General features: G+C 61.4%; 12 protein-coding genes and 1 pseudogene. 3 read left to right on the forward strand and 10 right to left on the reverse strand.

Annotation, left to right across the window (positions count from 1 at the left end):
- Positions 1-80: 80 nt before the first annotated feature.
- The 5 genes from mnmH to ACA066_RS19750 all read right to left on the reverse strand — a co-directional run bounded on the left by mnmH (position 81) and on the right by ACA066_RS19750 (position 4513).
- Positions 81-1178: a tRNA 2-selenouridine(34) synthase MnmH gene (mnmH, locus tag ACA066_RS19730; protein ID WP_497696284.1), complete on the reverse strand. Its 1098-nt coding sequence runs from the start codon at positions 1176-1178 to the stop codon at positions 81-83.
- Complete coding sequence (gene selD, locus ACA066_RS19735) at positions 1178-2212, reverse strand: selenide, water dikinase SelD (protein WP_497696285.1); 1035 nt, start codon at positions 2210-2212, stop codon at positions 1178-1180. Before selD ends, mnmH begins: the two co-directional genes overlap by 1 nt.
- Before the next feature lie 172 nt (positions 2213-2384).
- Positions 2385-3341, reverse strand: coding sequence for a quinone oxidoreductase family protein (locus ACA066_RS19740; RefSeq protein ID WP_497696286.1), 957 nt, complete (start codon positions 3339-3341; stop codon positions 2385-2387).
- Between the two features lie 30 nt (positions 3342-3371).
- On the reverse strand, positions 3372-3545 hold the full coding sequence (locus tag ACA066_RS19745; RefSeq protein ID WP_008035179.1) for a DUF1427 family protein: 174 nt from the start codon (positions 3543-3545) through the stop codon (positions 3372-3374).
- A gap of 197 nt (positions 3546-3742) precedes the next feature.
- On the reverse strand, positions 3743-4513 hold the full coding sequence (locus tag ACA066_RS19750) for an AraC family transcriptional regulator (RefSeq protein ID WP_497696287.1): 771 nt from the start codon (positions 4511-4513) through the stop codon (positions 3743-3745).
- A gap of 145 nt (positions 4514-4658) precedes the next feature.
- Between ACA066_RS19750 and ACA066_RS19755 the strand changes: the two genes are divergently transcribed.
- Positions 4659-4886 (forward strand): DUF6555 family protein, encoded by a 228-nt coding sequence (locus ACA066_RS19755; RefSeq protein ID WP_059405408.1) that lies wholly within the window; start codon positions 4659-4661, stop codon positions 4884-4886.
- 211 nt (positions 4887-5097) lie between these two features.
- Here ACA066_RS19755 and ACA066_RS19760 read toward each other — a convergent pair whose 3' ends face one another.
- The 3 genes from ACA066_RS19760 to ACA066_RS19770 all read right to left on the reverse strand — a co-directional run bounded on the left by ACA066_RS19760 (position 5098) and on the right by ACA066_RS19770 (position 6275).
- Complete coding sequence (locus tag ACA066_RS19760; RefSeq protein WP_084323222.1) at positions 5098-5262, reverse strand: metallothionein; 165 nt, start codon at positions 5260-5262, stop codon at positions 5098-5100.
- A gap of 72 nt (positions 5263-5334) precedes the next feature.
- Positions 5335-5790 carry a DMT family transporter gene (locus ACA066_RS19765; protein WP_497696288.1) on the reverse strand — a complete coding sequence of 152 codons (456 nt, stop codon included), beginning with the start codon at positions 5788-5790 and terminating at the stop codon, positions 5335-5337.
- Positions 5790-6275, reverse strand: a complete 486-nt coding sequence (locus tag ACA066_RS19770; RefSeq protein ID WP_497696289.1) for a DMT family transporter — start codon at positions 6273-6275, stop codon at positions 5790-5792. The genes ACA066_RS19765 and ACA066_RS19770 overlap by 1 nt, the downstream gene beginning before the upstream one ends.
- A 231-nt stretch (positions 6276-6506) precedes the next feature.
- Here ACA066_RS19770 and ACA066_RS19775 point away from each other — a divergent pair, with 231 nt between their 5' ends.
- Positions 6507-7442 (forward strand): LysR family transcriptional regulator, encoded by a 936-nt coding sequence (locus tag ACA066_RS19775; RefSeq protein ID WP_497696290.1) that lies wholly within the window; start codon positions 6507-6509, stop codon positions 7440-7442.
- Positions 7443-7601: 159 nt separating this feature from the next.
- Here ACA066_RS19775 and ctpM read toward each other — a convergent pair whose 3' ends face one another.
- Together ctpM and ACA066_RS19785 are read right to left on the reverse strand one after the other, a co-directional pair.
- The gene (gene ctpM / locus ACA066_RS19780) at positions 7602-9284 is read right to left on the reverse strand and encodes a methyl-accepting chemotaxis protein CtpM (RefSeq protein ID WP_497696291.1); all 1683 of its coding nucleotides are present in this window, start codon (positions 9282-9284) and stop codon (positions 7602-7604) included.
- A gap of 142 nt (positions 9285-9426) precedes the next feature.
- Positions 9427-10743 carry a Na+/H+ antiporter family protein gene (locus ACA066_RS19785; RefSeq protein WP_497699921.1) on the reverse strand — a complete coding sequence of 439 codons (1317 nt, stop codon included), beginning with the start codon at positions 10741-10743 and terminating at the stop codon, positions 9427-9429.
- Positions 10744-12278: 1535 nt separating this feature from the next.
- On the opposite strand from ACA066_RS19785, the pseudogene ACA066_RS19790 reads away from it, so the two are divergent.
- A pseudogene (locus ACA066_RS19790) lies at positions 12279-12425 on the forward strand (HAMP domain-containing protein); the annotation flags it as partial.
- Positions 12426-12518 lie beyond the last annotated feature (93 nt).

A 12518-nucleotide genomic window follows, 5' to 3' on the forward strand; every position in this document is an offset into this window, starting at 1 on the left:
GTTCGCCAGTTTTGTGAGCGACGCGAAACCTGTAGGAGCTGGGCTTGCCCGCGAAGGGGCCGGCAAAAACACCATCACCCTCACAGACTGCCCCGCTCCCGTAGATACTCGATAACCGCCCCCCGCTCCCCGGCAAACTCGATCCGCGCCCCCTTCTTCTCCCGCTGAAACGCATACATCGGGTCGTAATACTCACGCAGTAACCCTTCGATCCAGCCCCGGTGCAAATCCACCGCCCCGCTGCGCGCCTGCTCCGCCAGCGCATCCTCCATCAGGATCAACATCCGCCGGTGCCGTTCACCGCCCAGACGCTTCTGAACGTTGTTCAAGCTCTCCAGCAGACGCTCGGAAAACAATGCAAAACCTTCGTCGCCATGCACGCCGATGAACTCGGCAGACAAGTCCACCACGTAATCACGCAGGATGCGTTCAACCCGTCCTTCAAGGCTGTCTTCGAGCCAGACCATCGGAAATTGCTGCATGCCTTGATACAGCGGCAACGGCAGCGCGCAACTGCCGATCGCGCGGCTTTCGTCTTCCAGCACAAACTGCTCGATACCGCGACTGCGCTTCTTCAGCACGTCCACGGCCAGGCGGTTTTCAAAATCGATGTTGGACGGCTGGCCCGTGGCGCGCTTGCCGAAACTGGAGCCGCGATGGTTGGCGTGGCCTTCAAGGTCCAGGCCATTGCGCAGTTGCGTGAGCACTTCGGTCTTGCCGGTGCCGGTCATGCCGCCCAGCAGGACAAAATCACATTGAGCCATCGCCTGATCCATCGTCCCCAACAGGAAGCCACGCATGGCCTTGTAGCCGCCACCGACCCGCGGACAATCGATACCGGCCTCGCTCTTGAGCCATTGCTGGACGATCTGCGAACGCAAGCCACCGCGAAAACAATACAAAAGCCCCTCGGGATGATCCCGGGCAAAATCGGCCCAGGCTTGAATACGCCCAGCCTTGATCTCGCCAGACACCAACTGATGCCCCAACGTAATGGCCGCCTGCTGACCGTGTTGCTTGTAGCAGGTGCCGACCCGTTGCCGCTCGCTGTCGTTCATCAGCGGCAGACTGATCACACCGGGGAAGGAACCTTTGATGAATTCGACCGGCGCGCGGACATCCATCATCGGCCGGTCATTGAGGAAAATGTCGCGGTAATCGGTGAAGTCGCTGGCCATCAGAACACCTCGACCGCGTTCGTCTGTCGCTCGACCAGTTCACCGATCGGCGCAAGGGTCAGGCCCAGTTCGGCAGCGACGCTGAGGAATTGTTCGTTGCCTTCGGGGGTGACCGCCACCAGCAGACCACCACTGGTTTGCGGATCGCAGAGCACGCGTTTGTGCATCTCCTGCAGTCGCCCGAGTTTGCTCGCGTAGCTGTCGAAATTGCGCAGCGTCCCGCCCGGCACGCAACCCTGGTCGAGGTAATACTCGACGCCCGGCAGACGCGGCACGCGGTCGTATTCGATGCGCGCCGTCACGTGGCTGCCATCGGCCATTTCCACCAGGTGCCCGAGCAGGCCAAAACCGGTGACATCGGTCATCGCGGTGATGCCGTCGAGCTTGCCGAAACGGCTGCCGGGTTTGTTCAGGGTACACATCCAGTCGCGGGCCAGGCCGATGTCGGCGTGGCGTAACTTGCCCTTCTTCTCGGCAGTGGTGAGGATGCCGATGCCCAAGGGTTTGGTGAGGTAGAGCAGGCAACCGGCGGTGGCCGTGTCATTGCGCTTCATGTGGCGCTTTTCCACCAGCCCCGTGACGGCCAGGCCGAAGATCGGCTCCGGCGCATCGATGGAGTGCCCGCCCGCCAACGGGATCCCGGCTTCATCGCACACCGAACGCCCGCCGCGAATCACTTCCCGGGCAATCTCCGGCGCCAGCACATTCACCGGCCAGCCGAGGATTGCGATGGCCATCAACGGATCGCCGCCCATGGCGTAGATGTCGCTGATGGCATTGGTGGCGGCGATGCGGCCGAAATCGAACGGGTCGTCGACGATGGGCATAAAGAAATCGGTGGTCGAGACCACGCCGCGTTCTTCATCGATGGCATACACCGCCGCGTCATCGCGCGAGGCATTGCCGACCCAGAGTCTAGGGTCAAGGTTCTGCGCCCCGCTGCCGGCCAGAATCACTTCCAGCACCTGAGGGGAAATCTTGCAGCCACAGCCTGCGCCGTGGCTGTACTGGGTCAGACGGATCGGCTCGCTCATGGGGGGCATCTCGTGAAGTCGGTGCGGATGAGTCTACAGCAAGGTCATTTTGAGGGGCTTTAACGAACAACATAAAACCCTGTGGGAGCTAGCCTGCTAGCGATGGTGTATCAGCTACATTGATGTCGACTGACACCCCATCGCTAGCAGGCTAGCTCCCACAGGAACTGAGTTAAGGCAGCAAGATTACCTTGTCGCCACTGCCCTGATTCACTTCGGCATAGCGCTCCAGCCCTTCGGCCAACGGCGATTCAAACAACCCTTGCGGCAACGGCAACAGGTCCTGATCGAAGAACCGGCCGAACTGATCGAGCATCGCCGCGCACGCCTGCACCCCGTACAGCAGCGAGTTGATCCCCACCACCGATCCGCCCTTGCGATACAACGCCAGGGCCGGCAATTGCACCAGTCCATCCACCGGCGCGGCGATGATCGCGATGCGGCCGAACGGTGCCAACGCGGCGACCGAAGCCGGCAGCCAGAACCCGGTGGTGTCGAAAATCACGTCAGCGCCGCCGGCATAGACTGCATTCACCTGTGCGCCCAGCTCTTCGGGTTTATCCAGTTGCAGCGTCTGATAGCCCTGATCCTGCAAGTCCTTCACCTGCTCCGGCCGCCGCGCCGCCGCCAGCACCTGAGCGCCACGAACCTTGGCCAGCGCCAGCGCCGCACTGCCGACCGCGCCGCCGCCGATCACCAGCAACCGCGTCTGCGCCGTCACCAGGCTGCGCTCCAGTGCATCCCACGCCGTGGTGTAAGGCACGCCGAGGCTGGCGGCCTGCGCGAAGCTCAAGTGAGTCGGCTTGAGTGCCACGCCGTTGGCCGGCAGTTTGACGAATTGCGCATGGGAGCCGTCGGCGAAAAAGCCCAGTTCCCGGCCGGTGCCCCAGACCTCCTGCCCGATCAATGCCTGCGGACCTTCAACCACGATGCCTGCGAAATCACGACCAGGAATCCGCGGCAACGTGGTGTAGGGAAACCGCCCCAGCACGTTCTTCACATCGCTGGGATTGAGGCCGGCGGCCTTGATCTGCACCAGCACTTCATCGGCGCCGGGAACGGGGGTCGGCACCTCTACATAGCGCAGGGCCGAGAGGTCGCCGGTTTTATCGAACTGCAATGCTTTCATGGGAATGTCCATCGAACAGAGGGAAGAGATTCAGGAGATCCAGCCAGTGACCAGTTGTCGGCCCATCGGCCACAATTTTTCACCGGCGAGCATGCCCAGCAGGCCCACCAGCGCGATGGCCGGGGGTGCGGGGGAACGAAAATCCAGTGCGCCGTAGAGCAAACCGACGCCCAGACCGATGACCAGCGAGATGAGGTAGCTCATGGCAAGACTCCGTGGGCAATTGAGGTATGCCCAAAGTCTAATGGCCGGCAACGGCGAGCATCGGCCAAGTGCTTCTGAATTTCGGCCAAAACACCTAATACCCTGTAGGAGCGAGCTTGCTCGCGATGGGCTATGGAACGCCGCGTTCACCCAGGAACACGCGTTATCGTTAACGTCCATCGCGAGCAAGCTCACTCCTACAGGGTCGTGCAGAACTGCGACGGCGCGACACCCAGCTCCCGACGGAACATGTCGCTGAAGCTGCTCGGCGAATAGCCAAGCTCCCGGGCAATCGTGCTGACGGCCACGCCCTGAATCAACTCGGCCGCCGCCGTCGCCAGTTGCACTTGCCGTCGCCACTCAGCGAAGCCCATGCCCAGGCCGTCCTTGAACAGCCGCGCCAGAGTACGCACGCTGGCCCCGGCGTTTTCGGCGTGTTGTTCGAAGGAAATGTCCAGCGACGGCGCAGCCATGACCGCCTGACACAGGTTCATCAGGCGCCGGTCGGAATCGTCCGGCAAGGGGATTTTCAGCAGCGAGCGCCGGGCACGTTTGAGTTCCAGCAGCGCCAGCCCCACCAGCGCTTCGTAATACTCCGGCGCGCCGTCGTCACCCTGCTCCACCAGGCCGATTATCAACTCACGCAGCAACCCGCCCACTTCGATCACCTGAACCGTGGCGTCCAGCGTCGCTGCCAACAAGGGCCGCAGGTAGATGTTGCGCATCTGCAGGTCCGAAACCACACGGATTCCGTGGGGTACGCCCGGCGGCAGCCACACCGCCCGTTGCGGCGGCACCACCAGCGCTTCGTGAGGCGTTTCGACCCACATCACCCCGCTCATCGCATACAACAACTGGCCCCACACATGCTCGTGAGGCTCGATATACAACCCGCGCGGGTAGGTGCGCGCCAGCGGTTGCACGGGCACATCGGTGTCACTCAGGTCGGGGGGCGCGGCAAGGGCCATGGGCAGCAATCATTGGGGTTTTCGGAGAATGCATGGTAACCAGCCGCACGCCTTGTCGCCACTGGCGGCCGCCGTCTGACAATCCGACTGAATTTTCCGCAGCCCCGACGATCTTTCTATTACCACAGGGAGGAATACGGGCTTTATGAACAACGCAAAACTTTTCGTCATTGAATACACCCTTCATGGCGCCCCCAAGTCTTTCATTATCCGCCTGGACAAGATGGATAATGCGGAGGCCTGGCATTGGGCGAGCTGCGACGCCGGCGTGGGTCGGATCCCGCGCTTTGGCCGGGAAAAGGTGCAGAAGACGAGTAAGCCGATGGCGGAGAAATTCGGTGTGGAAAACGTCACGTGGCGGCCGGCGAACTGACTGAGGGGAGAAAGATTCAGCAGGGATAGCTGTGCGTCTGTATCTGTATCTGTATCTGTATCTGTATCTGTATCTGTATCTGTATCTGTATCTGTATCTGTATCTGTATCTGTAGGAGCGAGCTTGCTCGCGATGGCCCCACGGGCGGCGCGTTTAACCAGAAAACACGCGTTATCGTTAACGTCCATCGCGAGCAAGCTCGCTCCTACAGTCAGCCATGGGCGCACTTGCACCCTTTGCTTGCGCATTCTTCACCGTGTTCGTGGTGCTTGGCGCACGCTTCGCAACAGTAGTGTTTGCCGTGGCGGGCGATCGGATGCTGGCCCAGTTTGCACGAGCATTTCGGGCAGTCGCATTTACTTTCACTGTCGATCATAAGTCTGACTCCATGGGTGGTGGTCGTCCGGTCTCGCGAATACGATCCGTATCACCAGTGTAGGAGCTGGCGTCAGGCCTGCCGCGTACTGCTGCGATACATGAACACCAACGCCAACCCGAGCAACACCATCGCCAATACCCGGCTGCCCGACAGCTCGATCGCCGGGTTGGCCAGCCAGCCGAAGTTATCGATCAGCATCCCCATGCCCAGTTGCCCGACGATCACCGCTACCGTCGCGACCGCCGTGCCGACCCGCGGCACCGCACCCACCATGACCATCATGTACACCACGCCGAACAACGCACCGCTGAGTTGCCATTTCGGCACCTCCAGCAGGCTCACGGCATGGGCCGGTTCGAAAAACAGGATCAGCAACCCGGTGCTCACCGCGCCCACCACGAACGTCAGCAAACTGCTGCGCAGCACGCCAACCGTTTCGCCCAGACGTCCGTTGATCGCCGCCTGCACACTCAACACCGCACCGGCGGCCACGACTACTGCCAACAAAATAATCAGATTCATCATCAACCCCGAGCAATCAGAACAAGTGCCGCGACAATCAGCAGCAAGGCCAGCCAACGTTCACCGTTGACCTTTTTGCGGGTGGCGCCGAACCAGCCGAAGTGGTCGATCAGCACGCTTTTGCCGACCTGCCCGGACAGGATCGCGATCATCGTCATCGCAATGCCGATGTGCGGTGTGGCCAGGGTCAGCACCACCACGTACATCGGCCCGAGAAAACCGCCGATCAACTGCCAGCGCGGCAACGCGTTCAAGGCCGGCCCCTGTTGCGGGCCGCTGAACAACAGCAGCAGGAACAGAATCGCCGAGCCAACGCCGAAGATGCTCAGCGTCGCCCACAAGTGCCCGACCTGGACGCCGAGGGGGCCGAGCAGACCGGCCTCTACGGAAAGGCCCATGCCGGCGAGGATGACCAGCGGCAAGAGCAGCAGCCGCAGTCCAGGCTTGGTCGCCGACGTTACAGCGACGTCGATTGAAGAAGATTGCATAAGGAAAACCTACCCGTTATCAAATGAAAAACACGCCCCCCTGTAGGAGCAAAGCTTGCTCGCGAAGGCGTCGGGTCAGACGCCGAAGATGTCGAATGGCACGACGCCTTCGCGAGCAAGCTTCGCTCCTACAGGGGACGGTGATGGCGCGCATTATCGGTTGGTGCTGCTTTGCGATAAACGGGATCATACTGACAACACTTTTGCGCAACTCGCACAGCAGGAATCGTCATGCACGGCCTCAACGAATTGGGATTCAAGGCGCTTCGGCTGTTTGTCGCGGTGCTCGATCACGGCAGCTTTTCCGAAGTCGCCCGCCGCGAAGGCCTGGCGCCCTCCTCGATTTCCCGGCAGATCCAGTTGATGGAACAGGCCCTCAGCCAGCAATTGCTCTACCGCCACACCCGCGCCGTCTCGCCCACCGAAGCCGGACGAATGCTCGGCCACCATGCGCGATTGGTGCTGGTGCAACTGGAAGAAGCCGAGCAAGCCTTGCAGGAACAACAAAGCGAACCCAGCGGACTGGTGCGGATCAACGCCCCCGTGGTGTTCGGGCAGCGGCACCTGACGCCGTGGCTCGGGCGGTTGTGTGAGCGTTATCCGAAACTGCAACTGGACATCCAACAGACCGACAGCTACATCGACCCGCTGCAGGAAGGCGCCGACCTGTTGTTCCGCATCGGCCCGCTGCACGATTCGAGCATGCAGGCGCGCATTCTGGCGCCCCATCGCTTTCAGGTCGCGGCGAGCCCGGCCTACCTCAAACGCCATGGCACCCCGCAACATCCCCAAGACCTGGCGGCGCATCAATGCCTGGCCTACAAAGGTGTGACCGGTCAGCAGCGCTGGTTTTTCCGCCAGGGTCAGCAGGACTGGACGCCCTGGTCGGTGAAAGGCCCGATTACCGGCAACCACGCCGACACGCTCACCCAGGCCGCTGAACAAGGTCTGGGGCTGGTGATGTTTCCGTCATGGCTGATTGGTGAAGCGGTGCGCAACGGCACGCTGGTGCCGGTGTTGGGGGACTATCAGGTGTCCAACAGCCTTGAGCCGCAACAGATCGCCGTGCTCTGGCCCGGCAGCCGACGGTTGTCGGTGAAGGTGCGGACGGTGATTGATTTCTTTGTTGAATGCTTTGGGCCGGTGCCGTATTGGGACAGGCCGTAGCGACCAAGTCGAACACGGACTGTGGCGAGGGGGCTTGCCCCCGTTGGGCTGCGCAGCGGCCCCAAAATCTTGCGAGCGCTGCGCACTCGAACGGGGCGATGCGGCGTTCCGACAAGCCCCCTCGCCACACAAGCCCCCTCGCCACAAAGGCATCATCAATCAGATACGGAACTGTCCGACCAGACTGCCCAAACGCTGACCAAGATCCGCCAGGCTGCGGGACGTCTGGGCGCCGAGTTGGGTTTCGCCGGCCACGTTGTCCACGGCCACCGCGATCTGATGCACGCTGCGGTTGATCTCTTCGGCCACGGCGGTCTGCTCTTCGGCGGCGCTGGCGATCTGCGCGTTCATCGAGTTGATGGTGCCGATCAGTTGGGCCATGGTGTCGAGGGACGCGCCCGCTTCGTTCGCCTGTGCGGACGTGCCGTCGCCGGCCTCGCTGGAACGGCGCATCGCTTCCACCGCCGATTGAGTACCGGCCTGCAAGCGATCAATCATGCCCTGGATTTCCTGGGTGCTGATTTGCGTGCGGCTGGCTAGTGCGCGGACTTCGTCGGCCACCACCGCAAAACCGCGACCGGCTTCACCGGCACGGGCCGCTTCGATCGCGGCGTTGAGCGCCAACAGGTTGGTCTGATCGGCAATCGAACGGATCACCCCGAGCACACTGACAATCGACGACACGTCCTTTTGCAGGCTGTCGAGGGACACGCCGCTGCTGCGAATATCGTCCACCAACGCATGAATCTTCACGATGCTGCCGGCCACCACACGCTTGGCGGCCTGGCCTTCTTCGTCGGTTTGCTGAGCGGCGACGGCGGCGTTTTGCGCACTTTTGGCCACTTCCTGCGCGGCTGCCGACATCTGGTTGATCGCCGTGGCGACCTGATCGGTCTCGTGACGCTGACGCTCCATCGCCTGATCAGAGCGGTGGGCCTGATCGGACACCTGATTCACCAGCCCGGTCAGTTGCGAGGTCATTTCAGTGATCTGGCGCACCAGGCCGTGGATCTTGTCGACAAAACGGTTGAACGAACCGGCGAGCTGGCCGAGCTCGTCCTGGCTGGTGATGGTCAGGCGCCGCGTCAGATCGCCCTCGCCCGCCGCGATGTCATCAAGGTTGGATTTCATCAGGTTCAGCGGACGCAGGATGGTGTTGGCCAACAGCATTCCGGCGGCGGCGATCACCAACAGCACCACCACGGCGATGCCGATGATGCTCAGTAACACACCTTCCATGCGCTCCTGAACCTTGGCCTCGACCACCGCCACCTGCGCTTCGATACCGTCGAGGTTGACCGAGGTGCCGACGGCCATGTCCCACTTCGGCAGGTATTCGGTGTAACCGAGTTTCGGCACCAGCACCTTGGTATTGCCGGGCAATGGCGAGCTGTATTGCAGGTAATGAGTGCCGTCCTTGGCGACTTTCACCAGATCGCGGTTGACGTAGACGCCGTTCGGATCACGGTTGTCCTTGAAACTTTGGCCCACGCCTTCAGGGCTGTTGGCCTTGAACAGGCGCACGGTGTTGGAGTCGTAGCCGAAGAAGTAGCCATCCTTGCCGTAGCTGATGCTCGACAGCAATTTGATCACCTGGGCCCGCGCCGCGTCGTCACCCGGGGCGGCAGCGTCGTAGAGCGGTTTGATCGTAGTCATCGCCACGGCCACGTAGCTTTGCAGAGTGGCCTTGGCATCGCTGAGCAGGCGCTGGCGCGTCTCCTCGACTTCCTTGTGGGCCTGTTCCTGCAGAACGAACAACGTGGTCAAACTGATGACCAGCGCAAAGAGCAACACCGGGAGGATGGCAAGGGACAGGACTTTAGCCTTCAGGCTCATGCGCATGACGGTTCACTCTTTTTATTTTATTGGCGTGGTTAAAGGCTTTAACGGCACGCCAACAAAAAACTGTAGGAGCACGGCTTGCCGGCGATGGCGATCTCAGGTACGCCATCGCCGGCAAGCCGTGCTCCTACAGGTTTGCAGATCAGAGGACCATCGCGGCCACCCAGCCAAACGCCAGCAGCGGCAGGTTGTAATGCAGGAAGGTCGGCACCACGGTGTCCCAGATGTGGTGATGCTGGCCGTCGATGTTCAGACCGGAGGTCGGGCCCAGTGTCGAGTCCGAAGCCGGCGAACCGGCATCGCCCAAGGCACCGGCGGTGCCAACGATGCACACAATCGCGATCGGGCTGAAACCCAGCTGCACGCACAGCGGCACAAAAATCGCCGCCAGAATCGGCACGGTGGAAAACGACGAACCGATGCCCATGGTCACCAGCAGACCGACCAGCAACATCAACAGCGCGCCGATGCCTTTGCTGTGACCGATCCACGACGCAGACGCTTCAACCAGCGTCTGCACCTGGCCGGTGGCTTTCATCACTTCGGCAAACCCCGAGGCGGCGATCATGATGAAGCCGATCATCGCCATCATCTTCATGCCTTCGGTGAACAGGTCGTCGGTGTCGCGCCACTTGACGATGCCCGACACCGAGAAGATCAAGAAGCCTGCCAGTGCACCGATAATCATCGAATCCAGCAGCAGCTGAATGATGAACGCCGCCGCAATGGCCACACCCGCGACCATCAGGCTCAACGGGTTGTACTGCACCGCGACCTGCTCGACCTGCTCGATCTTTTCCAGGTCGTAGACGCGTTTCTTGCGATAACTGATAAACGCTGCTGCCAGCCCCACAACCATGCCCAGCGCCGGAATGCCCATGGCATGGGTAACGTTGATGCCGCTGATGTCCACGCCGCTGCGGGCCACGTTCGCCAGCAGGATTTCATTGAGGAAGATGTTGCCGAAGCCCACCGGCAGGAACATGTACGGCGTGATCAGGCCGAAGGTCATGACACAGGCGATCAAGCGGCGATCCAGCTGCAGTTTGGTCAGCACATACAACAGTGGCGGCACCAGCAACGGAATAAACGCGATATGTATCGGCAGAATGTTCTGTGAAGCGATGGCCACCACCCACAGCAAACCGATCAACAGCCACTTGACCGAACCACCACCGTTGGCGTGCTGGCGATCGACCATGGCCAGGGCCTTGTCCGCCAGCGCATGGGCCAGGCCGGACTTGGCAATCGCCACCGCGAAGGCACCGAGCAAGGCATAAGACAACGCCACCGTCGCCCCGCCGCCGAGGCCGCTGTTGAACGCTTTCAGGGTGGCGTCGATGCCCAGGCCACCGGTCAGGCCGCCCACCAGCGCGCCGATAATCAGCGCGATCACAACGTGCACGCGGGACAGGCTGAGCACCAGCATGACGCCGACCGCGGCAATTACAGCATTAATCATCGTTACCTCAAGGCAAGCGAAATGAGCCCGGCCGGCAGTCTGCGAAGAGACGCCAGCGGGATAAGGAATGGGTTTTATTAGAGGGCGCGCACTGTGCCGCAGAGTGGGTCCGGTGTCAAAGCGCATGAGCCTAGCGGATGTGTAACGGGTTGTGATGAACCTTGTGGCGAGGGGGCTTGCCCCCGTTCGGCTGCGAAGCAGTCGCAAAACCTGACTATGTGGTGCGACTGACAGAATGCAGGGGGTCGCTTCGCAACCCAACGGGGGCAAGCCCCCTCGCCACAGGTAAACACTCTCGCCACAAAAGCTTTGGTGTACCGCATAAAGAAAGCCGAATCACAGCCGTTACAGTGCAAAGTCTCAGATATTTATCGAATAAGGACGTCTCCATGTCGCTCAGACAACTTTCCATTCAATGGAAAATCACTCTGCTGGCCGGGCTTTGCCTGGCGGGTATCGTGACCTTGCTGGTAGGTCTTTCGCTGTATCGCATGGAGCACAGCTCCGAGCTGGTGAAAGCCTCGAGCATGGAGATGCTCACCGAAGCCGCCCAGGCCCGGATCGAGTCCCAGGGCGAAAACCAGGCGCTGGGGATTCGCCAGCAGTTCATGGATGCCTATCAATATGGCCACGGCTTTTCACGTCAGGTGTTGTTCCTGCGTGAGCAGGCCGAAAAGCGCTTTCTCGATGCCTTCGACCTGCGCGAAGACCTGACCCGTCAGGTCAAGTTGGCGCTGCAAGCCAACCCTGAACTGCTCGGCCTGTCCCTGGTGTTCGAGCCCAATGGGCTGGACGGCAAGGACGAACTGTTCGCTGGACAGGCGGAACTGGGCAGTAACGACAAGGGCCGTTTCGCGCTGTACTGGTCGCAGCCGACGCCCGGCAAGGTGACGTCGATGGCGCTGCCCGAAACGGACATGGCCGACACCAGCACAGGTCCCAGCGGCGAGCCCGCCAACGCCTGGTTCACGTGCCCGCGCACCTCGCTCAAACCTTGTGTGATCGAACCCTACTTCTATGTGATCGACGGGCAGAACGTGCTGATGACCAGCATCGTGTTCCCGCTGATGGTCAACGGCAAAGTCATCGCTTCGCTGTCGGTGGACATCAACCTCAACAGCCTGCAAGCGGTCAGCCAGGGCGCGAGCAAAAAGCTTTATGACGGCCAGACCAACGTCAGCATTATCAGCCCGGTCGGTTTGCTCGCCGGCTACAGCCCGGACGCCAGCAAACTCAGCCAGCGCCTGGATGCCGTAGACAAAACCAGCGGCGCCGAACTGATCCGCCTGCTCGCCACCAGCAGCAAAACCGCAAGCCTGCACAGCAACCGGCAGTTGAAAGTGCTGTCGCCGTTCCAGCCGATCCCCGGTGGCAAGTCGTGGGGCGTGTTGCTCGACGTGCCGGAAAAAGTCCTGATCGGCCCGGCCGAAGCGCTGAAGAAACAACTCGACGACAGCAACACCGCCGGCACTTTGGTCGAACTCGGCCTCGGTGTGCTGGCGGCGTTGATCGGCCTGTTGCTGGTGTGGCTGATGGCACGCAGCGTGACCAAACCGATCCTCGGCGTGGCGCACATGCTCGAAGACATCGCCAGCGGTGAAGGCGACCTGACCCGGCGCCTGGCTTACGACAAAAAGGATGAACTGGGCCAGTTGGCTGGCTGGTTCAACCGTTTCCTCGACAAACTGCAACCGATCATCGCCGAAGTGAAACGCTCGGTGCAGGACGCCCGCAGCACGGCGGATCAGTCCTCCGCCATCGCCACGCAAACC

It is taken from the genome of Pseudomonas sp. LBUM1651 (genome assembly GCF_059716135.1).

Excerpts from the sequence above, each read along its gene's own strand:
- ACA066_RS19740 (WP_497696286.1), bottom strand. The coding sequence starts at position 3,341 with ATGAAAGCATTGCAGTTCGATAAAACCGGCGACCTCTCGGCCCTGCGC.
- ctpM (WP_497696291.1), bottom strand. The coding sequence starts at position 9,284 with ATGCGCATGAGCCTGAAGGCTAAAGTCCTGTCCCTTGCCATCCTCCCG.
- ACA066_RS19750 (WP_497696287.1), bottom strand. The coding sequence starts at position 4,513 with ATGGCCCTTGCCGCGCCCCCCGACCTGAGTGACACCGATGTGCCCGTG.
- selD (WP_497696285.1), bottom strand. The coding sequence starts at position 2,212 with ATGAGCGAGCCGATCCGTCTGACCCAGTACAGCCACGGCGCAGGCTGT.
- ACA066_RS19765 (WP_497696288.1), bottom strand. The coding sequence starts at position 5,790 with ATGATGAATCTGATTATTTTGTTGGCAGTAGTCGTGGCCGCCGGTGCG.
- ACA066_RS19775 (WP_497696290.1), top strand. The coding sequence starts at position 6,507 with ATGCACGGCCTCAACGAATTGGGATTCAAGGCGCTTCGGCTGTTTGTC.
- ACA066_RS19770 (WP_497696289.1), bottom strand. The coding sequence starts at position 6,275 with ATGCAATCTTCTTCAATCGACGTCGCTGTAACGTCGGCGACCAAGCCT.
- ACA066_RS19745 (WP_008035179.1), bottom strand. The coding sequence starts at position 3,545 with ATGAGCTACCTCATCTCGCTGGTCATCGGTCTGGGCGTCGGTTTGCTC.
- mnmH (WP_497696284.1), bottom strand. The coding sequence starts at position 1,178 with ATGGCCAGCGACTTCACCGATTACCGCGACATTTTCCTCAATGACCGG.
- ACA066_RS19760 (WP_084323222.1), bottom strand. The coding sequence starts at position 5,262 with ATGATCGACAGTGAAAGTAAATGCGACTGCCCGAAATGCTCGTGCAAA.
- ACA066_RS19755 (WP_059405408.1), top strand. The coding sequence starts at position 4,659 with ATGAACAACGCAAAACTTTTCGTCATTGAATACACCCTTCATGGCGCC.